The following is a 26542-nucleotide window of genomic DNA, read 5'->3' as shown; positions in this document are numbered from 1 at the left end:
CCCGGGCAGGGCCCGTGACGGCGTCGAGGCGCGCGGCGGACGGGTGCGGGTCATCGGTCCTCCTCCCCGTGCCCCGCGAGCGGTACCGCGTTCAGCGCCCGCACCTTCCACTCCCCCGCGTCCGTGCGGGTCAGCACGGCCTCCAGGCGTTTGCGGTCGGTGGCCGGCCGGGTGGTCCCGGCCGGGGTGACCTCGACGCTGACGGTGGCGATGAGCTTGGCCGTGCCGGTGCGGGTGTCGAGCGCGGTGACGGCGGCCTCGGTGACCGTGCCGCGTGCCGAGGCGCCCGCCTCCGGCCGGGTGCGGCCGAGCGCGTCGCGCAGCGGCCCGGTGGCGGCGGCGCGCCAGGCCCGGATGCCCGCCTCGGCCCGCTGCCGGGTGGAGGCGTCCAGCGTGGTGAGGACGGCGATGCCCGCCCGGCCCTCGGCGAGCGCCTGGTCGCGCTGCCGGCCGTAGGTGAGCGCGTCGTCGGTGCGGGCCTGCGCGTACGTCCACGCGCCGGTCCCGCAGAAGCCGGCCGCCAGGGCGAGCACCGTCCCCGCCAGGAGGCGCGCCGCCCTCATCGCGCGCTCCCGAGGGCGGGGAGGAGGAGGTGCGTCATGTCCCTCGGGGCCGCACCGGTTTGCCCCGGCAGGGCCAGGGCGCCCGGCAGCGGGGCCCTGCCCGGCGGCGCCGTGCCGCCACCGCTCCCGTCGCCGGAGGGCAGGGAGCCGGGCCGCGCCGGGTCGGGCACCGGGCCGCCCTTGGGGGCGTGCGCCGAGCCGCGCACGTTGAACCCGTCCGCGGCGGAGGCGGTGCAGGCCGCGCCGGTGTTGAGGGCGGGCGCGGTGCCGAGGTCGAGGCCGTTGCGGTAGCGGGTCGCGCCGTAACCGGCGGTGCAGGGCAGGGGCTGGAAGAAGGTGACGGCCATGCCGAGGTTCAGCTTCCCTCCGTCGACGGCGGTGGCTCCGGCGGAGACGGCCGCCGGGTACTTCACGAGCAGTTCCTCCAGGCCGCGCTGCCGGGTGACGGCGAGCTCGGAGGTGGTGAGCAGGTTGGCGAGGACGACGCCGAGGCTAGGGTCGAGGTCCCGCAGGACTCCGCTGACCTGGGTGGCGGCCTCGGGTGCGGTGGCCAGCAGGCGGCGCAGGTCGGCGTCGGAGCCCTTGAGGGTGCGGGCCAGTTCCTTCGCTCCGGCGGCGAAGTCCCGGATGGCGCGGGCCTCCTCCGCCTGGGTGCGCAGCACGGTCTCGCCGTCGGTGAGGAGCCGGGTGGTGGCGGGCAGGGCGCGGTCGGCGGCGTCCACGAAGGCGCCGCCGCTGTCGAGCAGCGCCTGGAGATCGTCGCCGTGCCCTTCGAAGGTGCTGCCGAACTCGTCCACGACCGTGCGCAGGTCCTCCAGCGGCACGGAGCGGGTCAGGTCGTCGATGCTGGCGAGGACGTCGGTGACGGGTGCGGGCACCTGGGTGTCGGTCTGTTCGATCCGGGCGCCGTCGGCGAGGTGGGGGCCGTGGTCGCTCTGCGGACGCAGGTCGATGTACTGCTCGCCGACGGCGGAGAGGCCGGCGACCACGGCGCGGGTGTCGGCGGGGATGCGCGGCGCGGACTTCTCGATGCGCAGTTCGGCGACGACACCGTCCGGGGTGAGGCCGATGGGGCCGACGCGGCCCACGGAGACGCCCCGGTAGGTGACGTCGGAGTGGGTGAACAGGCCGCCGGTGTGCGGCAGTTCGACGTCGACCGTGTAGTAGTCGGCGAGGCCGGCGTACCGGCCGAGGTCGGCGTAGCGGATGCCGAGGTGGGACAGGGCGAGGACGGCGATGAGGAGGAAGGCGGCGTTCTTCAGCCGCACGGCGGGGGTGATCAACGCGGTTCACCTCCCGGCGTGGCCGTCCCGGGACCGGTGCCGTCGGGGGCGCGCCCGGGGCTGGGTACGGAGGGCAGGGGCAGCGGGGAGGAGGCGGTGGGAGCGGGTCCGCTTCCCTCGCCGGTGTCCTCGCCCGCCGTGGCGCCGCGCCGCACGCCGGGCGTCGCGGAGGGCGTCGCCGAGGGTGTGTCCCGCGGCACCAGCGGCGGGATGATCCGCGTTCCCGGCGCGGCCGTCATCTCCAGGTACACGTTGAGGTAGTCGCCCTTCACCCCGCGCAGCACCTCGTCGGTGAACGGATAGGTCAGCAGCACCTGGAGCGAGTCGGGCAGGTCCGTGCCCGCGTCCGCGAGGGCCCGCAGGGACGGCGCGATGGCCTTCAGGTCGGCGATCATGTCGTCCTTGCTCGCGTCGATGGTGGCGACGGCGACGTCGGAGAGCGTGTCGAGGGAGCGCAGCATGGTCAGCAGCGAGCCGCGCTGCCGGTCGAGCGTCTTCAGTCCGGGTGAGAGGCCGGTGAGGACGGTGGCGACGTCGTCCTCGCGGGTGGCGAGGGTCGCGGAGAGCCGGTTGACGGCGTCGAGGGCGTCGGTGATGTCGCCACGGTGCTCGTCGAGGTCGGTCACCAGGGTGTCGACCCTTCTCAGTACGGAGCGCACCTCGCCCTCGCGGCCGCCGAGCGCGTCGTTGAGTTCCCGGGTGATGGTCTTGAGCTGGTTGACGCCGCCGCCGTTGAGCAGCAGGGACAGCGCGCCGAACACCTCCTCGACCTCGGTGTTGCGGCTGGTGCGGGAGACCGGGATGACGTCACCGTCCGCGAGCCTGCGGGTGCCGGTCTCCCGGGCGGGCGCCACGAGCTGGACGTACTTCTCGCCGAGCAGGCTGGACTGTTCGAGCCGGGCGGTGGCGTCGGCGGGCAGCCGTACCGCGCCGTTGATCTCCATGGTGACGCGGGCCGACCAGCCGTCGAGTCGGATATCGGTGACCCGTCCGACGGCCACGTCGTTGACCTTCACCGCGGCCTGCGGCACCAGGCTGAGCACATCGCGCAGTTCCGCCGTGACGGTGTACGGGTGGTCGCCGAGGTCGGCGCCGCCGGGCAGCGGCAGCTCCTGGATGCCGTCGAAGCGCGGCGGTACGACGGTCACGGCGCCGAGGGCCAGGGTGAAGCCGAGGCCGAGCGCGAGCAGTCCGCCCACGGTGAGACCGGCGGCGCCGCCCGTGGTGAGCACCCCGCGCCGCAGGGCCGCGGCCTTGGAACCGGCTTGCCGGGTAAGGCGCTTCACCGGTCCCCCTCCCCGCTGCCCGCGGCGCCGCCCGTCGCGGGCAGCGGCAGCAGCGGGCCGCCCAGGCTGATCTCGTTGAGGTTGGCGCGGCCGTCGAGGGTGCGGGTGTCGGGGTTGTAGGCGTTCACGATGTTGCCCGCGGCCAGCGGCGCCACGTCCAGTGCCTCGGCGAGCGAGGCCCGCTGCTCGACGAGGGTCCGGGTGATCGGGACGAGCCGGTCGACGTTCTCCTTCAGCTCGCCCCGGTTGTCCTGGATGAAGGTCTTCACCTGGCCGAGGGCGGTGCCGAGTTCCTCCAGCGCGCCCGCGAGGTCGTCCTTGTTGTCGGCGAAGAAGCCGATGACCTCGTCCAGGCGCTCCTGGGCGGTGCGCACGTCGTCGTCCTTGTCCTTGAGCATGGTGGTGAGGACCTGGAGCCGGCTCAGCGTGGCGAACAGGTCGCCGCTGCTGCCGTCGAGGGTTCTGGCCGCCTTGCCGAACTGCTCGACGCTGTCGCCGATGGCCTCGCCGTTGCCGTCGAGGTTGGCCGCCCCGGTGCGCAGCAGGTCGGACAGGGCGCCGGTGGAGTTGGCGCCGTCCGGGCCGAGCGCCCGGCCGAGTTCGGTGATCGAGTCGTAGAGCTGGTCGATCTCGACGGGGGTGCGGTTGCGCGCGGCGGGCAGGACGGCGCCGTCGGCGAGGGCGGGGCCCGCGCGGTAGGCGGGCGTGAGCTGCACGTAGCGGTCGGCGACGACGCTCGGTGCGACGACGACGGCACGGGCGCCCTCGGGCACCCGCACGCCCTCGTCGAGCCGGAGGCCGACCCGCACCGTGGTGCCCTGCGGCCGCACCGACTCGACCTCGCCGACGCGTACGCCGAGGATCCGCAGGTCGGAGCCGGCGTAGATGCCGACGGCGCGGTCGAAGTAGGCGGTGAGGCGGGTGCCGTCGGAGCCGAGGACCCGCACGGCGGTCAGCCCGGCGGCGACCAGCACCGCGAGGGCGAGGGCGCCGGTGAGCAGTTTCCTGCGCGCGTTCATCGCTCCCCCTTCTCCTCAGCGGTGGTCCCCTCGGCCGCGGGCCGCTGTTTCGGCGGCAAGCAGCCGGTCGCGGGCCGGGACGTCTCGGGCAGGTAGGCGCGGGGGACGACGCCGCACAGGTAGCTGTCGAACCAGCGGCCGTTGCCCAGCGTGTTGCCGACGAGGCGGTAGTACGGGCCGGCCAGTGCGAGGGTCCTGCCGAGCTGGGTGCTGTTCCGCTGCAGGACGGCGGTGACACGGCCGAGCGCCTTGAGGGTCGGGCCCAGCTGCTTGTCGTTGTCGTCGACCAGGCCGCCGAGTTCGGTGCCGAGGTCCCGGCTGCCCTTGAGCAGTGCCCGGATGGCGTCGCGGCGGTCGCGCAGCTCGCCGAGCAGGGAGCCGCCGTCCTCCAGGAGGATCTCGAAGCTGGACTTCCTGTCCTTCAGGGTCTGGCTGAACCGGGCGCTGCCCCGCAGGAGTTCGGCGAGTTCCGTGTCGCGCCGGGACACGGACCTGGACAGCGCGGACAGGCCGTCGGCGGCCTTGCGCACATGGGGCGGGGAGTTCTCGAAGGTCTTGGAGATGGTCTCGAAGCTCTTCGCGAGCCGCCGGGTGTCGAGTGCGTCGACGGTGCCGCCGAGGTCCTGGAACGCCTGGGTCACGTCGTACGGGGAGGTGGTGCGGGACAGCGGGATGCGGCTGCCGGGGTCCTGGCGGGCGGAGCCGAGCGGGTCGAGCGCCAGGTACTTGTCGCCCAGGACGGTCTTGATGGCGATGGCCGCGGTCGTGCGGTCACCGATCCAGGCGTCCTCGACCTCGAAGGCGACCTTCACCTTGGGGCCGTCGAGGGTGACACCGGTGACCTCGCCGACCTTGACGCCGGCGATGCGCACCTCGTCGCCCTCGTCGAGGCCGGCCGCCTCGGAGAAGTCCGCGCTGTAGGCGGTGCCGCCGCCGAACGGCAGCCGGTCCACCTGGTAGGCGAGGACGGCGAGCAGGGCGAGGACGAGCAGTCCCGCGACGCCGACGGCGACGGGGTCGCGCTGCCTGACCGGGGTGAGGCGCGGGTGCCGGGCGGCGCCCGGCCGGCTGCCGGCGGGTCGTGTGAGGGGTCTCATCCGCGGCACCTCGCCTCGGTGATCGCGATGCCGGTCGGTGCCTGTGAGCCGTCGGAGGTGGTCACTCCGCTCACCCGTGCCTCGCAGAGGTAGAGGTTGAACCACGATCCGTAGGACGACAGCCGGGCCAGGGCCGTCATCTTGGCGGGCGTGCGGTCGAGGAAGTCCTCGATCTGCGGGGTGCGTTCGGCCAGGCCCGTGGACAGCCGGCCCAGTTCGCGGATGTCCTGTTTCAGGGGCGCGCGGCCCTCTTCGAGCAGCCCGGCGGTGACGGTGGTCAGCTCGCCCATGGCCTCCACCGCGTCGCCGAGGGGTTCGCGGTCGTCGTTGAAGCCGGTGACGAGGGACCGCAGGGTGACGACCAGGTCGTCGAAGCCGTCCTCGCGTTCGTTGAGGGTGCGCAGGACGGTGCCGAGGTTGTCGACGACCTCCCCGATCACCTCGTCCTTGGCGGCGACGGTGGTGCTGAGCGAGCCGATGTGCCGGATCAGGCTGTCGACGGTGGCGCCCTCGCCCTGCAGCACCTGGACGATCGAGCCGGCGAGTTCGTTGACGTCCTTCGGTGAGAGCCCTTCGAAGAGCGGCTTGAATCCGTTGAAGAGCAGGGTCAGGTCCAGGGCGGGTGTGGTGCGCTCCAGCGGGATGGTGTCGCCCGGCCGGAGCGTGCCGGACAGCTCGCCGCTGCCGCGGTCCAGGGCGACGTAGCGCTGGCCGACCATGTTGAGGTACTTCACCGCGGCGGTGGCCGAGCGGGGCAGCCTGCGGTCGTCGCGGACGGTGAAGGTGACCTGCGCCGTGCGCCGGTTCACGACGCGCACGTCGGTCACCTCGCCGACCTTCACTCCGGAGATCCGCACGCTGTCGCCGTCGTCGAGGCCGGTGACGTCGCTGAACAAGGCCCGGTACGTGTAGGTGCCGCCGCCGACTCCGGTGTCGGCGACGCTGAGGCCGAGCACGGTGGTGGCCAGGCCGGTCACCACCACGAAGGCGAGCGATTTCAGCAGCGGCCCGGCCAGGGAGCGCCGCCGGGTGGGAGCGTGGTCCGGTGCGGTCATCCGAGGGTCACCTCCGTGCCGCGGAAGGCCGGGCCGGCCAGCAGGCTGCTCCAGTCGGGCAGCTCGCCGGGGGGCCGGCCGGCGGCGGGCGCCAGCAGTTCGTTGAGGAGGTCGTTCTCCTGCGGGGTGTTGGCCGGGCCCAGCTCGTCACCGCTCCCCGGGTACGCCTGTGCGGCGGGCTCGGCGGCGGTGCCCAGGTAGGGCACGGAAGGACAGCGGGGGCCGCCGCCGGAGCCGTAGGCCGGGGTGTCGCGGCCGGGGCGGTAGGCGCCGCGCGAGGGGACGGTGGTGACGTCGACGTGGATGCCGGGCCGGTCGGTGCCCTTGCCGAGCGCCTTGTCCATGGCGGGCACGAACTCGGCGAGGGTGCGCAGTGTGCAGGGGAACGACGGGGAGTACTCGGCGAGCAGTTCCAGGGTGGGCCGGCCGGAGGCGCTGAGCCGGATGATGTTGTCCGCGTTGCGCTGGAGGAAGGCGGTCACGTCCTCGGCCGTCCGGGTGGTGGCGCCGAGGGTGCGGGCGAGTTCGGCCTCCCGCTCGGCGAGGGTGCCGCTGGTGGTGGTGAAGTCGGTGAGGGCGGTGAGGATGTCGGGGGCGGCGTCCGCGTAGACATGGCTGACCTTCACGAGTTCCCCGAGGTCGCGGTTGAGCGTGGGCAGCTGGGGGTTGAACTTGCGCAGGTGCGCGTCGAGCCGGGTGAGGGTGTCGCCGAGCCGGTCGCCGCGGCCCTCGAGGGCCCGGGAGACGGCCGACAGCGTGGCGGACAGCTTCTGCGGCTGGACCGCGGTGAGCATCGGCAGCACGTTGTCGAGCACTTGCTGGAGTTCCACGGCGTTCGTGGAGCGGTCCTGCGGGATGACCGCCCCGGCGGCCAGCGGTCGCGGGGAGGGGCGCGCGGGCGGGACGAGGGCCACGAACCGTTCGCCGAACAGCGTGGTGGGCAGCATCTGCGCGTGCACGTCGGACGGCACCCGGTCGAGGGCGCCGGGTTTCATGGCGAGGGTGAGCCGGGCGCCGTCGCCGGTGGCTTCGATGGCGCGGACCTCTCCGACGACGACGCCGCGCAGTTTGACCTCGGCGCCCAGGTGCATCTCGTTGCCGACGCTGCCGGTCTCGACGACCACCGGGTCGGAGGCGGTGAACCTCTTGTCGTAGACGGCGACGGCCAGCCAGATCAGCAGGGCGGGCACCAGCAGGAACGCGACCCCGGCGCAGCGGCGGCGCAGTGTCTCGCCTCGTGGTCCGCTCATCTCACCCCGCCACCTTCACGGTCGTGGTCGCGCCCCACAGGGCGAGGGACAGGAAGAAGTCGGTGACGCTGATCAGCACGATGGCGTTGCGCACGGACCGTCCCACGGCGACGCCGACGCCGGCTGGGCCGCCGGTGGCGCGGTAGCCGTAGTAGCAGTGGGCGAGGATCACCAGCACGCTGAAGACGAGCACCTTCAGCACGGACAGCAGCACGTCCGTCGGCGAGAGGAACAGGTCGAAGTAGTGGTCGTAGGTGCCCCGGGACTGGCCGTTGAACAGGACGGTCACGAAGCGGGAGGCCAGGTAGGAGGAGAGCAGGCCGATCGCGTAGAGCGGGACGATCGCGACGACCCCGGCGATGATGCGGGTGGTGACCAGGTAGGGCATGGAGCGGATGCCCATGCCTTCGAGGGCGTCGACCTCCTCGTTGATGCGCATGGCGCCGAGTTGTGCGGTGAAGCCCGCGCCGACGGTCGCGGAGAGGGCGAGTCCGGCGACCAGGGGGGCGATCTCACGGGTGTTGAAGTACGCGGAGACGAATCCCGTGAACGCGGCGGTGCCGATCTGGTCGAGGGCCGCGTAGCCCTGGAGTCCGACGACGGTCCCGGTGAAGAGGGTCATCGCGATCATCACGCCGATGGTGCCGCCGATGACGCCGAGCCCTCCGGTGCCGAAGGCGACCTCGGCGAGGAGGCGCTGCACCTCCTTGAGGTAGCGGCGCAGGGTGCGCGGGGTCCACAGCAGGGCCCGGGCGTAGAAGAGCAGGTGGTCGCCGGAGCGGTCGAGCCAGGCGAGCGGGGAGGCCATCGCCGGTCAGCCCCCCTTCGGCGGGACGATGCGGAGGTAGAGGGCCGTCATCACCATGTTGACGAAGAACAGGAGCAGGAAGGTGATGACGACGGACTGGTTGACGGCGTCGCCCACGCCCTTGGGGCCGCCGCGCGGATTGAGGCCCCGGTAGGCGGCCACGATGCCCGCGATGAACCCGAAGACGAGTGCCTTGAGTTCGCTGACGTACAGGTCCGCGGGCTGGGCGAGGGCGGAGAAGCTGGACAGGTAGGCGCCGGGCGTGCCGTTCTGGAGGATGACGTTGAAGAAGTAGCCGCCGAGGGTGCCGACGACGGAGACGAGGCCGTTGAGCAGGACCGCCACGGCCATGGTGGCCAGTACCCGGGGCACGACGAGGCGCTGCACGGGCGAGATGCCCATGACCTCCATGGCGTCCAGCTCTTCGCGGATCGTGCGGGAGCCGAGGTCGGCGCAGATGGCGGAGCCGCCGGCGCCGGCGATCAGCAGGGCGACGATGAGGGGGCTCGCCTGCTGGACGACGGCGAGGACGCTGGCGCCCCCGGTGAACGACTGGGCGCCCAGTTGCTGGGTGAGCGAGCCGACCTGGAGGGCGATGACCGCGCCGAAGGGGATGGAGACGAGGGCGGCGGGCAGGATGGTGACCGCGGCGACGAACCAGAACTGCTCGATGAACTCGCGGAACTGGAAGGGCCGCCGGAAGATGGCGCGGGCGACCTCGGCGGCGAGCGCGAACAGCCGGCCGGTCTGCCGCAGCGCGCCGGTGATCATGCGCCGCTCCCGGCGGTGGGCAGGGGAAGGGTGGGCGCCTCGGCACTTCGCGCGTAGGTCCGCAGGATGGCGGTGCGGGCGGCGGACGGCAGTTGGTCGATCATGCGCAGGACCCGTTCGCGCCGCCGGGCGACGGCGCGGCGCGGCGGCATGCCGGGCGAGGGCTCCAGCTGCGGGACGATGCTGCGGGGCCGTACGGCGGCGGGGGTGGTTCCCGCCTCGGCCGCGAGGGTGGCGGCGTCCTTCTCCTCCGACATCCCGATGGGGCCTTCGCGGCGGCCGTCGAGGAACTGGGCGACCACCGGTTCCTCGCTGGTGAGCAGCACCTCGCGCGGTCCGAAGGTGACGAGTTCGCGCCGGAAGAGCATCCCCATGTTGTCGGGCACGGTGGCGGCGATGTCGAGGTTGTGGGTGACGATCAGCATCGTCGCGTCGAGCTGCGCGTTCAGGTCGATGAGCAGCTGGGAGAGGTAGGCGGTGCGGACGGGATCGAGGCCGGAGTCCGGTTCGTCGCAGAGGATGATCTGCGGGTCCAGTACGAGCGCGCGGGCCAGTCCGGCCCGTTTGCGCATGCCGCCGCTGATCTCCCCCGGCAGCTTGCCCTCCGCCCCCAGCAGTCCGACGATCTCGATCCGCTCCATGACGATGCGGCGTATCTCGGACTCCTTCTTGCGGGTGTGCTCGCGCAGCGGGAACGCGATGTTGTCGAACAGCGACATGGATCCGAACAGGGCGCCGTCCTGAAACATGAGGCCGAACAATTTCCGGGTCTCGTATATATCCCGCTCGGGGCTGTTCACCATGTCCACCCCATTGATGAGGACACGGCCCTCATCCGGTTTGAGCAACCCGATGAGCGACTTCAGGAAGACCGTTTTCCCGGTGCCGGACGGACCCAGCATGACGCTTACCTCTCCGGCCGGAAGGGTGAGAGACACGTCCTGCCAGATGCGCTGCTTGCCGAAGGACTTGGTCAGGCCCTCGACCACCACTTCGATGCCCATATCACCTCCAGCGGACGCTCGTCGGTTGTGCCGGCGGGCCCGCGCACCGGACCGGGGCGCGCCGCTGACAACGGGTGCGGCCCCGCGTTCCCGTCGTCCTCCCGCCGTTTGTCACCCGGCAGACAACCCGCGCCGCCCGCCCGTGTCCCCCCTGGGGCAGGGGTCCCGCGGTCCCGCGCAGGGGCGGGACCGCGGGACCCCGCCGCCGGATGTCCGGCCTCGGCGGGAGGGAACGGCCGGAGGGCATCCGCCGCGGTCCGGCCGGCGAGGGCCGCCGACCTGGAACCGAGCACCGCACCGGCACGTTACGGCTGAGTAACCTCGGGGGGCAATACCGGGATCGGAGTTTTCCCCGAGACCCCGTGCGGCCCTTCGAAATCTGTCACGGCGCAGACAAGTCGGCCCTCGGAACTTGTCGCCGAGTGAGCATTCCGGGCGGACCGCAACAGCCCTCGGGGCAGCTCTGTCGTCTGTTGCCGACGGGGTCCGACTTTGGCAGTGGATGACTAAGAGAAGTGGGGGATCACTCACCCCGGAAAGAGATGGTTCACGTTTTCAAAGAATCATGAACAACGGCATTGTTCGACCAAGTTTCCCGCCAGTAACGTCATGGCTCGCGGACGGGGAACACCGAGCCGCGGGCCGCACACCCTCGACCGATTCAGGCGCGGCCCATCCCTGCCGTTCAACCACAAGGAGAGCCGACGTCATGAAGAAGCACACGAGAAGGTTCACCGTCGTGGCGGGTGCGGCCGCGGCCGCCTTCGGTCTCACCGTCGGGCCCGCCTCGGCGGTTCCCTCCACGGTGTGGACCGTCACCCCGACGGGCAGCTACACGGCGACGAACAGCAGCAACATCGTGCTGACCGCGACCATCCCGATGACGTGCACGACCTCGAGCGCGTCCGGCACCATGGCCAGCGCCACCGGCAACCCGGCCACCGTCGCCCAGATCAACGCCATCAGCTTCGGCACCTCGGCCTCGCCGTGCACCAGCGTCCTGGGCAACGTCAGCACCGTCGCGGTCACCCCGTGGACGGTCGTCGCCCAGGACTACAACGCCGCGACCGGCGTCACCACAGGCTACGTCGGCAACATCAAGGCCAACGTGACCGCGGGCGCCTGCAAGTTCACCGTGACGGGCAAGGCCTCGGGCACCTACACCAACTCTACGGGCGTCCTCTCGGTCAACAGCGTCGCGGGCGAACTGGTCGTCAGCTCCAGCCCGGCCCCGGTCAACTGCGGTTCGGTGGTGACCACGTCCACCAGGCCCACGTTCAAGGGCAACTACGTCATCAAGGCGTCGAACGGCACCATCCCGAAGATCGTCGGCTCCAACCCGTAAGGCGCGCACGGCACGCGTCCGCCCGGCCGGTCACGCACCCCGGCCGGGCGGACGCCGACTGCCCGGCCCCGCCGGGCCGCACGTTCCGCCCCCTGTCCCCGGTGAACGACTGACGGGAGTCGTATGAGAGGCCATCGCGCCGCCACGCGGCGGCTGTCCCGGGTGCCCGCCAGGACCGCGGTCATCGGCGCGTTCGTGGTGCTCGCCGCCATGGTCCCCGCCGCGGTGTCCGCCCCGGGCACCCAGGAGGCCGACGTCGCGCTCCCCTACGTCTGCCGGCTGCCCTCGGGCGAACTGCCCGCGACGGTACGCGTCACGGCGGACCTCCCCACCGCGACGACGGCGGGCAGCCCGTTCACCCCCGCCGACGTCACGACCACCGTGGAGCTGCCCGCGGAGGCGGTCGCGGATCTCACCGCCGGCCGGGCGGCCGGCGTGCGGGCGGTGACCCGTCTGGGCGTCGGGATCGCCCAAGGGGAGTCGACGGCCGAGGCCACCTGGCGCGGTACGGCGCCGCCGGCCGCGCTCCCCGCCTCGGGGCCGCTGACGCTGACCGCGACGGGCGAGGTGCCCTCGGTCACCGCCCGCGCGCACGGGGCCCTCACGTTCTCCGCCCGCGCCCTCGCCCTCGATCTGGCACTCGACACCCCGGACGGGGCCGCCGCCGACCCCGCCGCGCTGACCGTCGAGTGCGCGCTCGCCGAGGACGCGCCGGAGCGGGGCCTGCTGGCCACGGTTCTGGTCGGGCCGGACCCCACGGACCCGGGCACCACCCCGGCCCCGGCCTCCCCCTCCGCCCCGGCACCGGGCTCGGGCGACCCCACCGCCCCGCAGCCCCCGGGGGACCCGGACCACCAGCCGGACGAGGAGGACGAGGGGAACCAGGAGCAGCCGGAGGGACAGGGGGACCCGGAGGACCGGGCGCCGGCCGTGACGGAACCCGGCCCGGGGGCCGCCGCCCCGCGGCCGCCGGCCCCCGACTGCCGCTACGACGAACAGCACCCGTCCACCTCGGCGTCGCTGAACGCCTACATCACCGGCTACGCCAACGTGCGCAAGCTGGAGGGAGCCTCGCTCATCCCCCTGTCGTGCGCGCTGATCGAACAGGGCCCCACCGACATCGAGTTCTTCCCGGACTTCACCGGGGGCTATCTCACCCAGCACTCGGAGGGGACCCTCCGGTACCGGGGGGAGCCGCGCACCCCGCCCTTCCAGTCCACCTTCCTGACCTTCGGCTTCGCCCCGACCAAGGCCACCATGGTGCTGGAGCAGACGGGCCCCATGACCATGGACGGCAGGGGCGAGACCTCCTTCATCACCCTGTTCACCAAGATGGAGACCCGGATCCGGGTCCCGCTGGTCCTGCGGGTGACCGCGCTGGAGGTCAACGGGACCCCGCTGGACGTCGGTGACGACTGCCGGACGCGGGGCCCGCTGCGCTCCCCGGAGCCCGAGCCCGCGAAGTTCCCCGGTGACCACCTGGTGCTGACCGGCCGCAGCTCGCACCAGCCTCCCGACCTGCCGGTCGGCTATCTGCTCAGCTCAGGCGGCCCGTTGACCGGCGAGGTGACCATCCCCGCCTTCACCGGCTGCGGCGGTGGCGGTGGCGAGAACCTCGACCGGCTGCTCACCGCCTCCGTCTCCGGCCCCGGCAACTACATCAAGCAGATGCAGGGCCAGACGTGCGCGGTGCAGGTCTTCAACCCGGACCAGTGCACCGAGGACCTGCAGCCCCTCGTGATCCCCGTCCCCGAGCGCTGAGCCGTCCCGCCCGGCGCTCCTCCTTCTCCCCGGAAGGCCACCACCATGCCCCGGCTCTCGACCCGCACCCGGCGCTCCGCCCGGACCCGGCTCTCCACCCGGACCCGGTTCTCCGCCGTCGCCGCCCTGACCGCGCTCGGCACCCTCGCCTCCGTGGGCGGCGCGACCGCCGCCGACCCCACACTGAACGGCCAGTGGGCGCCCTTCACCCGCTGTCCCGTGGAGGCCCCGGCGATGCTGGCCGCCGACGGATTCGACCGGACCCCGCAGTGCGTGGTCTCGACCTCCGCCAGCGGCTCCATCAAGCTGGGCAAGACCACCGTCGTCACGGGCAGGACCAACCTCCAGTTCGGTGTCGTCCAGAACGCGGACGGCACCAGCACCGTCGTCGCCCCGCCAGGAGGCGCCCTGGTCGCCGACTCCGCCACCGTCCCCGGCGGCCTGCTCGGCCTCATGTGCCCGAGCGACATACCGGTCATCACCGGCATCTGCCAGACCCTGAGCGACGCCAGGCTCAACAAGATCACCGCCACCATGGAGTCCGTCGGCGCGCCGTACGCCTTCGACCAGACCGCGGGCGTCCTCAAGGACATGCCGATCGTCGCCCTGCCGGTCCGCATCCACCTGGAGAACCCGCTCCTCGGCGACAAGTGCTACATCGGATCGGCGTCCGCGCCGATCGTGCTGCGGCCGAGGAACCTCGACTACCCGGCGTTCGGCATGAGCTTCTTCACCGGCGACGGCACGCTCGACGAGGCCGGGGAGATGAGCCGCATCGACCTCACCGGCGCCCCGCAGAACGACGGCACTTTCGCGGTGCCGGCGGCCGCCGGCTGCGGCCTGAACATCGGTCTGATCAACGCCGCCGTCAACGCGAAGACCGGTCTGCCGTCCGCCGCCGGGAACAACAGCCTCACCCTGAACAGCGCCCAGACCCACCTGGCCGGCCTCACCGCACCCGGCACCGTCGCGCCCGACGCCGGCAAGGTGCTCGCCCGCAACTGGCGCTCCGCCGTCCGCTGACGGCCGTCCGACGGCGCTTCCCGGCCGTTTCCGGCGACGGGCTCGCCAGGCACCGGCCGAATGCGCCCGAATGGTGTACACCAAGCGGTCGAGTTGATTAAGTTTCAGCACCCACACCGGTGTGACACCTGGTGGACCGGTCCGGACGCCCTCCGCGCGAGGCGGACCGCGCCCGGCCGGCCACCTCGCCGGACGCGTCGGAGCGCAAGAGGTGACTCATGCCCTCGATCACACGGTCCCCCGAGGTCGGCGAACCGCTCGGCCCGCTGCCGAAGAGGTTCGCGGCCCTCATCCGGCCGGAACTCCCCGGCCTGCTCAACGAGATACGAGCGGAGGTCACCCGGGCCTACCCGGTGTACGGCCGGCTGCTCAACGGGCCGAACGGGGACGCGATCCGGCAAGGCGTGGAGCAGGCGCTGGTCACCTTCGTGGACCGGGTCGCCGATCCCGGCAGGCGCTCGGAACTGCGCGACGAACTGCTGCGCAGGTTCGGCCGGGTGGAGGCGTACGAAGGGCGCGACCTGGAGACCCTGCAAGGCGCCTACCGCCTCGGAGCGCGGATCGCGCTGCGCCGCGCCAGGACGGTCGGGCGGCAGCACAACCTCTCGCCCACCGTCATCCTCTCCTTCGCCGACGCCCTCTTCGCCTACGTCGAGGAGCTGGAGGCGGTCACCCGCGAGGGGTACGCCGAGGTGCGGGAGCGCGCCGCGTCGGAGGTGTCCGCGTTACGAAGACGCCTGTTACACCTCATCCTGGCCGCGCCGCCGCTGCCGCGGACGACCGTGGCCGAGCTGTCCGAGGCCGCCGCCTGGGAGCTGCCCCGCCGGTGCACGCTGGTCGCGCTGCGCCCCCCGGTGGCGGACCGCGTCCAGGCCGCGCTCGACGAGGACGTCCTCGCCGATCTGGACATCCCCCAGCCCCACCTGCTCGTCCCCGGCGACCTCACCCCGCAGCGGCTCGCGATGATCCGCCGGGCGCTGTCCGGCACCCGTGCCGTGCTCGGGCTGACCGTTCCCCTCACCCAGGCCGCCGACTCGGTGCGCTGGGCGCGCCGCGTCCTGCAGTTCGTCGACGACGGGGTGGTTCCCGACGCCCCGCTGGTCGCCTGCGAGGACCACCTCACCACCCTGTGGCTGCTGTCCGACCACGCCCTGGTCGACCATCTGGCGGCCCGGGAACTCGCCCCGCTCGACGGCCTCCCGCCCAGCCGGCGCGACCGGCTCATCGAGACCCTGCGGGTCCACGTCTCCACCCGGGCGCCCGCGGAACAGGTGGGCGAGATGCTGGGCGTCCACGCCCAGACCGTCCGCTACCGCCTGCGCAACCTCGACGCCTACCTCGGCGACCGGCTCGCCGACCCCGAGCACCGCTTCGCCCTGGAGGTGGCCTTGCGCGCCCTGCACCTGCGGGGCGCCGACGGCCCTCCGTGAGCCGGGCGGCGTGACCGCGGCCCCGCAGGGACAGGTGTGCCGCCCGCGCGCCCCGTCCTCGTCCCGTGCCCGGCCGGTGCCCCGCTCCACCGGGACCGCCTGCGCCGGACACCGCCTCCAGGGGGGGTGCGGACCTGCGGCGCCGCGTGAAGACGCCGGGGCCGTTGCCGGCCGCCGCGGAACCGCGTGCCGCGGCCGGCGGCACGGTGGCCGGTGCCGGCGGCAGCCGCGGTGCCGCCCGGCCTCCTGACAGGGTGGCACCGGGCACCCGGGATCCCGCGCGTGCCCGGGCGGGGGCCGGATTCGATCTCGCGTCTCAGAGTCCGGACGGTTGGCGCACCCACGCTGGCCTCGGGCTTTACACAGGGGTAACACTGGGGGGCCGGTCGTTTCCCGGGCGGCCGGTGCCACGCGCCGGCCGAGTCCCCGGGACGGCCCGTCCTGCGCGCGGCAACGGCGCCGAGCGCCCACCACCGGTCTCGTACCGGTAGCAGCCGTGTCAGAAAGGGACCCTGTGACGACCCGAGACGACAGCACGACCCGACTCGAGGCCCTGCGGGTCGAGATAGAGCGACGCAACCCCGCCCAGCCGGAGTTCCACCAGGCCGTGCACGAGGTACTGGACTCGCTCGCGCCGGTGCTGGCGGTGCGGCCGGAGTACGCCGAGCCGGGCCTCATCGAGCGGCTGTGCGAGCCGGAACGCCAGGTCATCTTCCGGGTCCCCTGGCAGGACGACCGGGGCCGCGTGCACGTCAACCGAGGCTTCCGGGTGGAGTTCAACAGCGCTCTCGGGCCGTACAAGGGAGGCCTGCGCTTCCACCCGTCCGTGAACCTCGGGATCGTCAAGTTCCTCGGCTTCGAGCAGATCTTCAAGAACGCGCTGACCGGCCTCGGCATCGGCGGCGGCAAGGGCGGCAGCGACTTCGACCCGCACGGCCGCAGCGACGCGGAGGTCATGCGGTTCTGCCAGTCGTTCATGACGGAGCTGTACCGGCACATCGGCGAGCACACCGACGTGCCGGCCGGTGACATCGGGGTCGGCGGCCGCGAGATCGGCTACCTGTTCGGGCAGTACCGCAGGATCACCAACCGCTGGGAGGCCGGTGTCCTCACCGGCAAGGGTTCCGGCTGGGGCGGCTCGGCGATCCGGCCCGAGGCCACCGGGTACGGGAGCGTGCTGTTCGCGGCGGCGATGCTGCGCGAGCGCGGCGAGGACCTGGAGGGGCAGACGGCGGTCGTCTCGGGCTCCGGCAACGTCGCCATCTACACCGTCGAGAAGCTGCTCGCCCTCGGCGCCAACCCCCTGACCTGCTCGGACTCCAGCGGCTACGTGGTGGACGACAAGGGCATCGACGTCGATCTGCTCAAGCAGGTCAAGGAGGTGGAGCGCGGGCGGATCAGCGAGTACGCCGAGCGGCGCGGAGCCTCCGCGCGGTTCGTGCCCGGCGGACGGGTCTGGGAGGTGCCGGCGGACATCGCGCTGCCGTCCGCCACCCAGAACGAGCTGGACGAGGACGACGCGGCCACGCTCGTGCGCAACGGGGTGAAGGCGGTGGCCGAGGGCGCGAACATGCCCACCACGCCCGAGGCCGTGCACCTCTTCCAGCGCGCGGGGGTCGCCTTCGGCCCCGGCAAGGCCGCCAACGCGGGCGGGGTCGCGGTCAGCGCCCTGGAGATGGCGCAGAACCACGCGCGTACGGCCTGGTCGCCGGCCCGGGTGGAGGAGGAGCTGGCGCGCATCATGAGCGACATCCACACCACCTGCCACGAGACCGCCGCGCGCTACGGGGCCCCGGGCGACTACGTCACCGGCGCCAACATCGCCGGCTTCGAACGGGTCGCGGACGCGATGCTCGCCCAGGGCGTCATCTGACGCGGACGGCCGGTGCCCCCCGCGCCGGGCGGGCGCGACACCGTGGGCGGCGGGCCGGCCGCCGCCCACGGACGCCCGCCCGGCCGGACCGGGCGGGCTCAGCCGGACTTCCCGCGGCCGGTGAGCCACAGTGCCGCGCCGGCCGCGACCGCCGCCAGGCCGAGGGCCAGGAGGGGGAGGCCGGGGCCCGGCAGGACGTACATGGCCGCTCCGGCGACGGTGAGGGCGGCGCCGGCCGACATCACCAGGATGCCTGCGCGAGGCTGGGACATGGTGGTTCCTCTTCGCTGGTCACGGGTGTGCTCGAAGAGTGGCCGGCCGCCGGACGGCGGCCGGCCACTCTTCGAGCGAGGGTTCCACCGGCGCTCCGAGAACCGGAAGTCGGTGTACGTCTTCCGGTAGGTGATGCGGTCCCGGTACTGCGTCGTGCAGACCGACACCCACTCGGCGAGCACCTTCTCGCGGCTCCACGACAACAGGGTGCAGCGCACCCAGCCCTGGGCGCGCTCGCCGAGCGCGTCGCGTCGCCGGTGACGGGAGAGCCGTCACGCGCGTCACCGGCCCCGGCCGGCTGCTCAGTCGTCCCGTCCGCCGGCACACGTCCCGCGGACAAGGCCGGCCGGGCTGAGCGCCGCGGCGAACGCTCCGAGGGAGCCGCCGGTTCGCCGGCCGTCAGCCGCCCGGGGGCAGCTCGACACCCGCCCGGGGCGCGGACACGGCCGTGTCCGGCATCGGCCCCAGCCATTCGCAGAGCAGGATGGTGGCGTCGTCCTGGAGCTGCCCGTCGTGGTGGTCGAGGACCGCGCGCATGAGGCGGCGCAGGGTTTCCGGCACGGGCAGTTCGTCGGCGTGGTGCCGGATGAGGAAGTCGGTGAAGCGGGTGAGGCCGAACTCCTCGCCGCCGGGTGTGCGGGCTTCGGTGATGCCGTCGGTGTAGAGGACGAGGCGGTCCCCGGGCTGCAGGTGCTCGCGGCCGATCCGGGTGGGCAGACCGAGGTCGGTGCCCATGGGGTGGGCGGGAGCGCAGTGGAGCCGAGTGGCCCAGCGGCCGTCCCGGATGACGAGCGGCGGGTGGTGGCCCCGGTTGACCCAGCTCAGCAGGCCGGTCGCGGTGTCGAGGTCGGCCAGGACGCCGGTGACGTAGCGGCTGGGCCCGAACTGTTGCAGGAGGACGCGTTCGATGGCGTCCCCCAGGTCCTCGAGCGGCGTGCCCTGGCGGCGGTGGTTGCGGCACGCGCCCATGGCGAGGGTGGCGGTCAGACCGGCCGCCGTGTCGTGGCCCATGGCGTCGAAGAGGGACAGGTGCACCAGGTCCTCGGCGGTGCCGTAGTCGAAGGCGTCGCCGCTGACCTGGTAGGCCGGCTCCATCACGGCGCTGATGACCACCCGGCCGTCGGCGTACGTGCGCGGCGGCATCAGCTGCCACTGCATCTCGGCGGCCACGTTCATGGGGCTGCTGCGGGTCAGCCGGGCGTGCCGGTCGCTGGTGTCACGGCCGCCGACCACCATCATGGCGGCCAGCCCTGCCAGTGCCAGCATGTCCTCCCGGGCACGCTCGTCGCCGGCCCGCGCCGTCACCCGCATCACGCCGAGCCGCTCGGTGCCGTTCAGCAGGGGGACCCAGCACAGGTGGGAGCCGCCGTCACCGCTCACGGGCATGATGTGGCCGTACTGGAACGCCCGCCCGGCCACCGTTCCCTCGACGGTCAGTTCCCTGTCGGGCGGCTCACCGCCGGGGCCGGTTCCCGGACCGCTTCCGGTCAGCAGCCGCAGCACCCGGCGCTGGAGATCCCCCAGGTAGATGCGTACGTCGTCGAACCCGACGGCACGGGCCCGCGCGTTGATGCGTGCGGGCAGCGCCTCGAAGGGCGTGAGGTGGCTGTCCGCCAGCAGTCCGGCGAGCATCCGCCAGGATCCCGTGTCCCGGTCCGTCACTGCTGCTCCTCCACCGGGTCAGGGGCACGTCGCGGCCCATGTCCCAGTGTGCGCCCGGAACGCCCGGGCCACCTCGTGGCGCGGACGCGGCGGTGGACGGCCGCACGGCGGGCCACCCGGGCCGGCCCCGGGCCGGCGCACACCGAGCGGAGCGGGGCGCCTCCCGCCGGCCGATCCGGGACGGCGGGCCGGCCCCGGCGGATGAAGCGCGCGTCCGTGCGTGCGCCCGCCGCGGCCGGCCCGTCGTCCAGGGCGTCAGGTCTCGTCGCGCACGTCGTCCGGGCTGAGCCCTGCTTCCTCCATCGCCTCCCGCATGGTGCGTCCGGTGGCTCCGTCGTCCTGCCCGGCGGCGGTCTTCTCGTGAGGCGTCTCGATGACGTCGTCGGTGGACGTCGTCTTCGGCCGGTTCTCCTCGGGAACGGTCACGACTTCTCCTTGCTCGTTGCTCTGCGGGGGTGCTCAGGCCGGGTGGTCCGGCTGCTGCTCGGGGGGCGTGCCGCCGCCCCTGCCCCCGCCCTTGTTCCCGCGGTCCGTGCCATGGGCGCGGCCGCCGCCCCCATGACCGGCTTCCGCGGCCTTGCGGGACTGGCTGTCCTGCGGAGTGCCCGCCCCCTTGTCATTGCGCCGCAGCTCGGGCTGCTGTGGGTTCGACATCGGCTCTCCTCCTTGCTCACCTGTTGACCGAAAGGTCTGCCGGTCACACGGGTAGCGCGCAGGAGCAGTCCGAAACGTCCGGCGGCGATACTCACCCCGTGGGCTCGCCGACCGCCGCCCCGCCATCGCCGCCCCATCGCCACGCCACCGGTCGCACCGGCGTACTCACGGGCGCCCGGCGCACGCCGCGGCTCTCGCTTCCCGGCTCCGGCACGCCCACCACCCCCCGCGCCCGACAAGTTCCTTCCACGGCCCGCCGGCGAACGGCACCCCGCCCCGCGCGCTCCGGCGCGGGTGGACGGACGCGCGGGCCACGCGCGAGCGGGTTCCGGCGCGTCGCCCGGCGGTGTCCTGGGGGCCGGCGAGGGCGGGCGGCCCCGCGCCCGTCGGCGCGAAGGTCACAGTGACCGTCCCCGGCCGGTCAGTCCAGGGGGTCGTGACCCCAGTTCATCAGCGAGTACCGCCACCGGGTGTCCCGGACATCGCCCGAGGGCCGCTGGGCGAGATGCCGCCGGATGTAGCCGACGACCTTCCGCATGTGCTGGTAGTCGTCGTCCGAGAGGTCACCCTTGTTCGTCCGCAGGATGCCGAGGATGCGCCGGCCGGAGGCGTGGCCGGTGGACTCGCCGCCGTCCTTGTGCTGTCCGGCGCTCTTCGACTCCTCCGAGTCCAGCCACTTCTCCAGGTCGGCCGGCGACATGTTCACCAGGCCGCGGAACTCGTCCCAGGTCTCTTTCCGCTCGTCGTCCCGCATGCGGCACCACATCCCCTCGTTCCTCGCCGGCCGACGGCCGCGGTACGTTACGGCCGCGCCCGGCCGGCGCACGCGACAGCTCCCGGGGTTACCTTCCGGGCTCGGCTCGAAACGGGGGTGCTCGGCCCGGTACGCCGGGAGGGGAACGCGCCACGGTCATCCGATCGGCGGCCGCACCGCACCGGCCGGCCCGCCCTGCTCCCGCCCTCGTGGGTCAGCGGACCCGGCCCCGGGGTCTCAGGGGCATCGCGGGCAGCTCCGGGGCCGGCAGCGGAGCGCCGTCGTAGCCCTTGACCTCCCCGAAACGTGTCCCTTCCATCCAGTCCCGCCGTGCCTGTTCGATCTCCTCCTGGGACCGTCCGATCCAGTTCCAGAACATGATCAGCTCCTCTTCGAACGGCTCGCCGCCGAGCAGCATCAGGGCGGCGTCCGAGTCGGCGCGCAAGGGGAGTTCGGTGCGGCCGCAGCCGAGGTAGAGCAGGGAGCCGGGGAGGACGGGGACGCCGTCGACGTGGACCTCGCCGGACATGGCGAGCACGGCGTACTCGAAGTCCGGCTCCAGGGGGAGGCGTACGTCCGCGCCGTCGGTGAGCGCGAGGTCGGCGCCGACGATGGGGGTGTACGCGGTGCCGGGCGAGGTCGCGCCGTCGAGGCCGCCGAGGACGAGGGTGGCCGTCAGGCCCGGTGCCGTGACGAGCGGCAGGTCGGCGTGGTGCTCGAAGTGCGGGTCGGTGTGCCGGTGGGCGTCCGGGAGGGCGACCCAGAGCTGGGCTCCGTGCAGGAAGCGGGCGTGCGCGCGGGGGCTCTCCTCGGAGTGGCTGATCGCCCGGCCGGAGGTCATCAGGCCCAGTTCGCGCGGGCGGACGGTCTGGAGGCTGCCGGTGGAGTCCCGGTGCAGGACCTCGCCCTCGTGGAGCCAGCTGACGGTCTGCAGGCCCATGTGCGGGTGCGGGGGGACCTGCATGCCGGGCTCGTCGGCGATGTCGTCGGGACCGTAGTGGTCGACGAAGCACCAGGCGCCGACCATCCTGCGGCCCAGGTTGGGCAGCAGGCGGCGCACCTCGGTGGCTTCACCGAGCCGGACGCGGCGGGGGCTGAGGAGTTCGCGCACGGGTTCCGCCACCACGAAGCCGCGGCCGCCGCACACGCTCGGCACCGCCTGGCGGTCGAGATTGCTCATGGCGCTCAACCTAGCCCTCCGGGGGCACCGCCGGAGGGCCAACGCCCCGGCCGCACCGGGTGGTGGAATGTTCAACCACCTGGTGTTGTTGGGGCGTCCGAAGGAGGTCACCAGTGGAGACCACGTACTACGACCACGGGACGCCGGCGGAGCGCTGGGAGCGCGCGCGGATGTTCTTCGACGCCAAGGACTACGCCGCCGCGGCGCGTGTGCTGGACGGGCTGGTCGAGGAGGAGCCGGGACAGACCGGTCCGCGCCTGCTGCTGGCCCGCGCCTACTACCACTCGGCCCAGCTGCGCCGCGCCGAGGCCGAGCTGCGGGTCATCGTGGAGCGCGACCCGGTGGAGCACTACGCCCGGCTGCTGCTGGGCCGCACCCTCCAGCGCCAGGGGCGCGAGGAGGAGGCCCGGCCGCATCTGCGGGTCGCCTCCGCCCTGGCCGGTGACTTCGAGCAGCTCTAGGGGGGTCGTCGAACTCCAGTCGTCGTCCGCAGGACGGCCCTGCGGCGTCCGGTGCGGCGAGAGTGCGTGCCGGGCGTCGCGGGGCGGACCGGAGTCCGACGAAACCCCCTGGGCACCGGGACCGACGAGGCACGGGCCCGGCTCCCCCCTGTGGAGCCGGGCCCGTGGTGTGTGCCGGATGCGGCGACGCTACTTGGCGGCGTACGTCCGCCGTCCCCGCCGGTGGGCGATCTCCCCCAGGACGACGTCCACGGCCAGGAACGCGGCCAGCGGGATGCCCAGCAGCGGCACGAAGTACCCGACGGCCGCCACCGCGGCCAGCAGCGGGACCAGGATCTGCGGGGGCACCTCGGCCCAGGCGCCGCGCGGGATCGGGCGGCCGAAGGCGGAGCCCCGGCCGCGCTGCCACCACATGCGGTAGCCCCACAGGACGAGCAGGATCAGGGACGCCGCGAGCAGCATCAGCGCGATCTGGTTGACCAGGCCGAACAGGACGCCGGAGTGCAGGTCGATCCCCCAGCGGGTCAGCTTGGCGAGGACCGGGTAGTCGGCGAACCGCAGCACGTCCAGGACCTCGCCGGTGGCCGGGTCGACCGCCACCGAGTCCTGCTTCCCGGGCCAGCTGCGCTGCACCTGCTTGACGACGTAAGCGGAGGAGGCGTCGGCGGGCGGCTGGATCTCGACGGGGTCGGTCAGCCCCTCGGCGCGCGCCGCGGCCAGCACCTCGTCCAGGCCGGCGCCGGGCGCGGCCTGCCGGTCGCCGGGGGACGTCCCGCCGTGCTCCGCGTGGTCGCCGGCCGCCGTCGCCGCGAGCGCCGGGGTGGCGCCGCCGAGCGAGGTGCGCAGTTCGTCGATGTTCGCGCCGGCGTACGCGGACCAGGTCAGGCCGGTCGCCGACAGGAACAGGAAGCCGGCCGCGGCCCAGGCGCCGACGGTGCCGTGCAGGCCGAGGGTGCGGCGCCGTCCGGTGGTGCCGCGCAGCCGGCGCAGGGCGCGGCGGCGGGAGAACCAGAGCACCAGGCCGCCGGCGGCGATCACCCACAGCCAGCTGGCGGCGAGTTCGCTGTAGAGGCGGCCGGGCTCGCCGAGGTGCAGATCGCGGTGCAGCTCGTCGATCCAGGTGCGCAGCGGCAGCGCCCCGGTGGAGCCGTACTGTTCGAGGGCGCCCTCCACCTTGGCGGTGTACGGGTCGACGAAGACGGCGAGGGTGTGGTCCGGGTCGACGCCGGGGACGCCGGACAGCAGCACCCTGGTGGTGGCGTCGGCCTCCGGCGAGGGCCGTACGGCCGTGACGGTGCCCTCGGGGTGGGCCCGGCGGGCGGCGGCGACCTGCTCGGAGACCGGCAGCTTGGTGTCGCCGGCGGAGACGGTCAGCTCGTCGGCGTAGACGATCTTCTCGGCCTGGAAGGAGGCGGCGTACAGCAGGCCGGTCACCGCGGCGACGAGCAGGAACGGGGCGACGAGCACTCCGGCGTAGAAGTGCAGGCGCAGGATCAGCGGGCGCAGCGGCGCCCAGCCGCGGGACGCCGCGGGCGCCGCCGGCGAGGTCGTCGAGGTGGGTGAGGTCGACGAGGCCGGCTGGGTGGCCTCGTCCGAGGGGGGCGAGGGAGCGGTGGTCATCGGTGGGACTCTCCGGGGACGGTTGATGTGTCGGCCGTGGTGGTCCAGTAGTCGGAGCGTGCGGGCCGCGAGTTCCCGGCGAGTTGAGTGACCTGCGTCACAGGCGGGCGGAGGCGTGGCATGCTGTCGGGATGTCTACTCCCAGTCAGCGCGCGCCCCTTGCCGAGCAGGTCGAGGAACTCCTGGCCACCGACGGGCCGTTGCCGATCGTCGCGGCGGGTGACCCGGTGCTGCGGCGGCCGGCCGAGCTCTTCGACGGGCAGCTGGGGCCGGCGCTGCTGGCCCGGTTCGTCGAGGCGCTGCGCCGGACGATGCACGCGGCACCCGGGGTCGGGCTCGCCGCGCCGCAGGTCGGGGTGGGGCTGCGGATCGCGGTCGTGGAGGATCCGGCGCCGGTGCCGGAGGAGGTGCGGCGGGCGCGCGGGCGGGTGCCGCTGCCGTTCCGGGTGCTGGTCAACCCGGCGTACGAGCCCGTCGGGGCGGAGCGGGCCGCGTTCTTCGAGGGCTGTCTGAGCGTGCCGGGCTGGCAGGCGGTGGTGGCGCGGCCGGCCCGGGTGCGGCTGACGGGCGCGGACGAGTACGGCCGCGCGCTGGACGAGGTGGTCTCCGGGTGGCCCGCGCGGATCGTCCAGCACGAGACCGACCACCTCGACGGCGTGCTCTACCTGGACCGCGCCGAGTCGCGCTCGCTGTCCTCGAACCAGGCGATGGCGGAGCGCTGGACCCAGCCCACGCCGCACGAGGCGGCGCGGGCCCTGGGGTTCTCCCTGCCGGGGTGACCGGGGCGGGAGGACCCGTCCGTGCCTCAGCTGTCCCGGTACGCCTCCAGCAGCCGCAGCCACACCTCGCTGACCGTCGGATACGAGGGAACCGCGTGCCACAGCCGTCCCACCGGCACCTGGCCGGCGACCGCGACCGTGGCCGAGTGGATCAGCTCACCGACGCCGGGGCCGACGAAGGTGACCCCGCGCAGGACCTCGTCCTCCAGGTCGACGACCATGCGGGCCCGGCCCCGGTAGCCGTCGGCGTACAGTCCGGCACCGGCCACCGAGGAGAACTCGACGTCGACCGCGCGGACGCGGTGTCCGGCCTGTTCGGCCTCGGCGAGGGAGAGGCCGACGGCCGCCGCCTCGGGGTCGGTGAAGACGACCTGGGGAACGGCCGCGTGGTCGGCGGTGGCGGTGTGCGCGCCCCAGGGGCCCGCTTCGAGGGCCGTCGCACCGGAGGCGCGCGCGGCGATCGCGGCGCCCGCGATCCTGGCCTGGTACTTGCCCTGGTGGGTGAGGAGCGCTCGCTGGTTGACGTCGCCGACCGCGTACAGCCAGTCCGTGCCGGTGACCCGCAGGCTGTCGTCGACCGGCAGCCAGTCGCCGGGCTCCAGTCCGACGGTGTCGAGGCCGATGTCGTCGGTGCGCGGGGCGCGGCCGGTGGCGAAGAGGATCTCGTCCGCCTCGATCCGGTCGCCGCCGTCGGTGACGGCCACCACCGCGCCGTTCTCGCGTCTGACGGACCGCACGGAGGTCCCGGTGCGGATCTCGGCGCCGGCCTCGGTCAGCGCCTCGGCGACGAGTTCCCCGGCGAACGGCTCCATCCGGGCGAGCAGGCCCTTGCCGCGGACCAGCATGGTCACCCGGGAACCGAGCGCCTGCCAGGCGGTGGCCATCTCGGTGGCCACCACGCCGCCACCCACCACGATCAGCCGGCCGGGCACCGCCTCGGCGCTGGTGGCCTCCCGGCTGGTCCAGGGCCGGACGTCGGCGAGTCCGGGCAGACCCGGCAGCCGGGCCCGGCTGCCCGTGCAGACGGCGACGGCGTACCGGGCGGTCAGGGTGCGCACGGTTCCGTCGGATCCGGTGACGGTCACCGTGCGGGGGCCGGCGAGGCGGCCGTGGCCCCGGTACAGGTCGGCGCCGATGCCGTCCAGCCAGCCCGCCTGCCCGTCGTCCTGCCAGTGCGCGGTGTGGTCGTCCCGGTGGGCGAGCACCGCGGGCGCGTCCAGGGGGCCCTGGACCAGATGGCGCAGGCCGGGGACGCGGCGGGCGTCCGCGCGGGCGATCACCGGCCGCAGCAGCGCCTTGCTGGGCATGCACGCCCAGTAGGAGCATTCGCCGCCGACCAGCTCGTTCTCCACGACCGCGGTGGTGAGACCGGCCGCGCGGGTGCGGTCGGCGACGTTCTCCCCCACGGGCCCGGCCCCGAGGACCACGACGTCGTACGCGTTGGAATCCGTTTCCGTCATGGGGTCAGTCTGGTGGGTGGTGTGCGGGGTGGCCACAGGGGTAGGCGCGCGGATGCGTGACCGTGCGCGCGGGGACGCGTGCCGGTGCGCGCTCGGAATAGCCGCCCGCCGGGCGGTGTTGTCCGGACGGC

25 protein-coding genes are annotated in these 26542 nt (G+C 73.6%); 7 read left to right on the top strand and 18 right to left on the bottom strand.

Going from position 1 to position 26542, the window contains the following annotated elements; all coding sequences use genetic code 11:
• Positions 1 to 50: 50 nt before the first annotated feature.
• The 10 genes from SGLAU_RS29135 to SGLAU_RS29090 are packed head-to-tail and all read right to left on the bottom strand — an operon-like array spanning position 51 to position 10136.
• Entirely contained in the window at positions 51 to 563 is a 513-nt protein-coding gene (locus SGLAU_RS29135; RefSeq protein WP_043505524.1) for a hypothetical protein, read from the bottom strand.
• Positions 560 to 1846 (bottom strand): MCE family protein, encoded by a 1287-nt coding sequence (locus SGLAU_RS29130; RefSeq protein ID WP_043505522.1) that lies wholly within the window; start codon positions 1844 to 1846, stop codon positions 560 to 562. The genes SGLAU_RS29135 and SGLAU_RS29130 overlap by 4 nt, the downstream gene beginning before the upstream one ends.
• Positions 1843 to 3078 (bottom strand): MCE family protein, encoded by a 1236-nt coding sequence (locus tag SGLAU_RS29125; protein ID WP_162484307.1) that lies wholly within the window; start codon positions 3076 to 3078, stop codon positions 1843 to 1845. The genes SGLAU_RS29130 and SGLAU_RS29125 overlap by 4 nt, the downstream gene beginning before the upstream one ends.
• A gap of 50 nt (positions 3079 to 3128) precedes the next feature.
• On the bottom strand, positions 3129 to 4151 hold the full coding sequence (locus tag SGLAU_RS29120; RefSeq protein WP_043505521.1) for an MCE family protein: 1023 nt from the start codon (positions 4149 to 4151) through the stop codon (positions 3129 to 3131).
• Positions 4148 to 5248 carry an MCE family protein gene (locus tag SGLAU_RS29115; RefSeq protein WP_043505520.1) on the bottom strand — a complete coding sequence of 367 codons (1101 nt, stop codon included), beginning with the start codon at positions 5246 to 5248 and terminating at the stop codon, positions 4148 to 4150. Before SGLAU_RS29115 ends, SGLAU_RS29120 begins: the two co-directional genes overlap by 4 nt.
• On the bottom strand, positions 5245 to 6303 hold the full coding sequence (locus tag SGLAU_RS29110; protein WP_043505518.1) for an MCE family protein: 1059 nt from the start codon (positions 6301 to 6303) through the stop codon (positions 5245 to 5247). The genes SGLAU_RS29115 and SGLAU_RS29110 overlap by 4 nt, the downstream gene beginning before the upstream one ends.
• Complete coding sequence (locus SGLAU_RS29105) at positions 6300 to 7553, bottom strand: MCE family protein (protein ID WP_043505517.1); 1254 nt, start codon at positions 7551 to 7553, stop codon at positions 6300 to 6302. The genes SGLAU_RS29110 and SGLAU_RS29105 overlap by 4 nt, the downstream gene beginning before the upstream one ends.
• Position 7554: 1 nt before the next feature.
• The gene (locus SGLAU_RS29100; RefSeq protein ID WP_043505516.1) at positions 7555 to 8361 is read right to left on the bottom strand and encodes an MlaE family ABC transporter permease; all 807 of its coding nucleotides are present in this window, start codon (positions 8359 to 8361) and stop codon (positions 7555 to 7557) included.
• A gap of 6 nt (positions 8362 to 8367) precedes the next feature.
• Positions 8368 to 9132, bottom strand: coding sequence for an MlaE family ABC transporter permease (locus SGLAU_RS29095; RefSeq protein ID WP_043505515.1), 765 nt, complete (start codon positions 9130 to 9132; stop codon positions 8368 to 8370).
• On the bottom strand, positions 9129 to 10136 hold the full coding sequence (locus SGLAU_RS29090; protein WP_043505514.1) for an ABC transporter ATP-binding protein: 1008 nt from the start codon (positions 10134 to 10136) through the stop codon (positions 9129 to 9131). The genes SGLAU_RS29095 and SGLAU_RS29090 overlap by 4 nt, the downstream gene beginning before the upstream one ends.
• 709 nt (positions 10137 to 10845) lie before the next feature.
• On the opposite strand from SGLAU_RS29090, the gene SGLAU_RS29085 reads away from it, so the two are divergent.
• The 5 genes from SGLAU_RS29085 to gdhA all read left to right on the top strand — a co-directional run bounded on the left by SGLAU_RS29085 (position 10846) and on the right by gdhA (position 17568).
• Complete coding sequence (locus SGLAU_RS29085; protein WP_043505513.1) at positions 10846 to 11481, top strand: hypothetical protein; 636 nt, start codon at positions 10846 to 10848, stop codon at positions 11479 to 11481.
• Positions 11482 to 11604: 123 nt separating this feature from the next.
• The gene (locus SGLAU_RS29080; RefSeq protein ID WP_043505511.1) at positions 11605 to 13242 is read left to right on the top strand and encodes a DUF6801 domain-containing protein; all 1638 of its coding nucleotides are present in this window, start codon (positions 11605 to 11607) and stop codon (positions 13240 to 13242) included.
• Positions 13243 to 13287: 45 nt separating this feature from the next.
• Positions 13288 to 14265 (top strand): hypothetical protein, encoded by a 978-nt coding sequence (locus tag SGLAU_RS29075; protein ID WP_043505510.1) that lies wholly within the window; start codon positions 13288 to 13290, stop codon positions 14263 to 14265.
• Positions 14266 to 14483: 218 nt separating this feature from the next.
• Complete coding sequence (locus SGLAU_RS29070; RefSeq protein WP_043505509.1) at positions 14484 to 15695, top strand: helix-turn-helix domain-containing protein; 1212 nt, start codon at positions 14484 to 14486, stop codon at positions 15693 to 15695.
• A gap of 514 nt (positions 15696 to 16209) precedes the next feature.
• The gene (gene gdhA, locus SGLAU_RS29065) at positions 16210 to 17568 is read left to right on the top strand and encodes an NADP-specific glutamate dehydrogenase (RefSeq protein WP_043505508.1); all 1359 of its coding nucleotides are present in this window, start codon (positions 16210 to 16212) and stop codon (positions 17566 to 17568) included.
• Between the two features lie 98 nt (positions 17569 to 17666).
• Here gdhA and SGLAU_RS35780 read toward each other — a convergent pair whose 3' ends face one another.
• The 6 genes from SGLAU_RS35780 to SGLAU_RS29040 all read right to left on the bottom strand — a co-directional run bounded on the left by SGLAU_RS35780 (position 17667) and on the right by SGLAU_RS29040 (position 22091).
• Positions 17667 to 17840, bottom strand: a complete 174-nt coding sequence (locus SGLAU_RS35780) for a hypothetical protein (RefSeq protein WP_167551863.1) — start codon at positions 17838 to 17840, stop codon at positions 17667 to 17669.
• Between the two features lie 400 nt (positions 17841 to 18240).
• Positions 18241 to 19473, bottom strand: coding sequence for a PP2C family protein-serine/threonine phosphatase (locus SGLAU_RS29055; protein ID WP_052414159.1), 1233 nt, complete (start codon positions 19471 to 19473; stop codon positions 18241 to 18243).
• A gap of 285 nt (positions 19474 to 19758) precedes the next feature.
• On the bottom strand, positions 19759 to 19929 hold the full coding sequence (locus tag SGLAU_RS35775; protein WP_167551862.1) for a hypothetical protein: 171 nt from the start codon (positions 19927 to 19929) through the stop codon (positions 19759 to 19761).
• Between the two features lie 33 nt (positions 19930 to 19962).
• A complete protein-coding gene (locus SGLAU_RS29050) occupies positions 19963 to 20157 on the bottom strand; it encodes a hypothetical protein (RefSeq protein WP_043505504.1) in 195 nt (64 codons plus the stop codon).
• 421 nt (positions 20158 to 20578) lie between these two features.
• Positions 20579 to 20911, bottom strand: a complete 333-nt coding sequence (locus SGLAU_RS29045) for a DUF3140 domain-containing protein (RefSeq protein WP_043507204.1) — start codon at positions 20909 to 20911, stop codon at positions 20579 to 20581.
• 214 nt (positions 20912 to 21125) lie between these two features.
• On the bottom strand, positions 21126 to 22091 hold the full coding sequence (locus SGLAU_RS29040; RefSeq protein WP_043505503.1) for a pirin family protein: 966 nt from the start codon (positions 22089 to 22091) through the stop codon (positions 21126 to 21128).
• A gap of 113 nt (positions 22092 to 22204) precedes the next feature.
• Here SGLAU_RS29040 and SGLAU_RS29035 point away from each other — a divergent pair, with 113 nt between their 5' ends.
• On the top strand, positions 22205 to 22552 hold the full coding sequence (locus SGLAU_RS29035; RefSeq protein WP_043505502.1) for a tetratricopeptide repeat protein: 348 nt from the start codon (positions 22205 to 22207) through the stop codon (positions 22550 to 22552).
• Positions 22553 to 22741: 189 nt separating this feature from the next.
• Here SGLAU_RS29035 and SGLAU_RS29030 read toward each other — a convergent pair whose 3' ends face one another.
• Positions 22742 to 24172: a PepSY-associated TM helix domain-containing protein gene (locus SGLAU_RS29030; protein WP_043505501.1), complete on the bottom strand. Its 1431-nt coding sequence runs from the start codon at positions 24170 to 24172 to the stop codon at positions 22742 to 22744.
• Between the two features lie 131 nt (positions 24173 to 24303).
• On the opposite strand from SGLAU_RS29030, the gene SGLAU_RS29025 reads away from it, so the two are divergent.
• Positions 24304 to 24951, top strand: a complete 648-nt coding sequence (locus SGLAU_RS29025) for a peptide deformylase (RefSeq protein ID WP_043505500.1) — start codon at positions 24304 to 24306, stop codon at positions 24949 to 24951.
• Between the two features lie 26 nt (positions 24952 to 24977).
• Here SGLAU_RS29025 and SGLAU_RS29020 read toward each other — a convergent pair whose 3' ends face one another.
• Positions 24978 to 26411 (bottom strand): dihydrolipoyl dehydrogenase family protein, encoded by a 1434-nt coding sequence (locus tag SGLAU_RS29020; protein ID WP_043505499.1) that lies wholly within the window; start codon positions 26409 to 26411, stop codon positions 24978 to 24980.
• Positions 26412 to 26542: the final 131 nt, after the last annotated feature.

The organism is Streptomyces glaucescens (assembly GCF_000761215.1).
GTDB classification, from domain to species: Bacteria; Actinomycetota; Actinomycetes; order Streptomycetales; family Streptomycetaceae; genus Streptomyces; species Streptomyces glaucescens_B.
Note: the sequence above shows the minus strand (reverse complement) of the source record. Positions and strands in the feature narration are given on the sequence as shown.

Bases quoted from the DNA above. Each gene is read 5' to 3' on its own strand.
- SGLAU_RS35780 (WP_167551863.1), bottom strand. From the start codon at position 17,840: ATGTCCCAGCCTCGCGCAGGCATCCTGGTGATGTCGGCCGGCGCCGCC.
- SGLAU_RS29120 (WP_043505521.1), bottom strand. From the start codon at position 4,151: ATGAACGCGCGCAGGAAACTGCTCACCGGCGCCCTCGCCCTCGCGGTG.
- SGLAU_RS29025 (WP_043505500.1), top strand. From the start codon at position 24,304: ATGTCTACTCCCAGTCAGCGCGCGCCCCTTGCCGAGCAGGTCGAGGAA.
- SGLAU_RS29135 (WP_043505524.1), bottom strand. From the start codon at position 563: ATGAGGGCGGCGCGCCTCCTGGCGGGGACGGTGCTCGCCCTGGCGGCC.
- SGLAU_RS29095 (WP_043505515.1), bottom strand. From the start codon at position 9,132: ATGATCACCGGCGCGCTGCGGCAGACCGGCCGGCTGTTCGCGCTCGCC.
- SGLAU_RS29040 (WP_043505503.1), bottom strand. From the start codon at position 22,091: ATGAGCAATCTCGACCGCCAGGCGGTGCCGAGCGTGTGCGGCGGCCGC.
- SGLAU_RS29075 (WP_043505510.1), top strand. From the start codon at position 13,288: ATGCCCCGGCTCTCGACCCGCACCCGGCGCTCCGCCCGGACCCGGCTC.
- SGLAU_RS29080 (WP_043505511.1), top strand. From the start codon at position 11,605: ATGAGAGGCCATCGCGCCGCCACGCGGCGGCTGTCCCGGGTGCCCGCC.
- SGLAU_RS29100 (WP_043505516.1), bottom strand. From the start codon at position 8,361: ATGGCCTCCCCGCTCGCCTGGCTCGACCGCTCCGGCGACCACCTGCTC.
- SGLAU_RS29030 (WP_043505501.1), bottom strand. From the start codon at position 24,172: ATGACCACCGCTCCCTCGCCCCCCTCGGACGAGGCCACCCAGCCGGCC.
- SGLAU_RS29055 (WP_052414159.1), bottom strand. From the start codon at position 19,473: ATGCTCGCCGGACTGCTGGCGGACAGCCACCTCACGCCCTTCGAGGCG.
- SGLAU_RS29105 (WP_043505517.1), bottom strand. From the start codon at position 7,553: ATGAGCGGACCACGAGGCGAGACACTGCGCCGCCGCTGCGCCGGGGTC.
- SGLAU_RS29070 (WP_043505509.1), top strand. From the start codon at position 14,484: ATGCCCTCGATCACACGGTCCCCCGAGGTCGGCGAACCGCTCGGCCCG.
- SGLAU_RS29020 (WP_043505499.1), bottom strand. From the start codon at position 26,411: ATGACGGAAACGGATTCCAACGCGTACGACGTCGTGGTCCTCGGGGCC.
- SGLAU_RS29085 (WP_043505513.1), top strand. From the start codon at position 10,846: ATGAAGAAGCACACGAGAAGGTTCACCGTCGTGGCGGGTGCGGCCGCG.
- SGLAU_RS29045 (WP_043507204.1), bottom strand. From the start codon at position 20,911: ATGCGGGACGACGAGCGGAAAGAGACCTGGGACGAGTTCCGCGGCCTG.
- SGLAU_RS29050 (WP_043505504.1), bottom strand. From the start codon at position 20,157: ATGTCGAACCCACAGCAGCCCGAGCTGCGGCGCAATGACAAGGGGGCG.
- SGLAU_RS29110 (WP_043505518.1), bottom strand. From the start codon at position 6,303: ATGACCGCACCGGACCACGCTCCCACCCGGCGGCGCTCCCTGGCCGGG.
- SGLAU_RS29090 (WP_043505514.1), bottom strand. From the start codon at position 10,136: ATGGGCATCGAAGTGGTGGTCGAGGGCCTGACCAAGTCCTTCGGCAAG.
- SGLAU_RS29115 (WP_043505520.1), bottom strand. From the start codon at position 5,248: ATGAGACCCCTCACACGACCCGCCGGCAGCCGGCCGGGCGCCGCCCGG.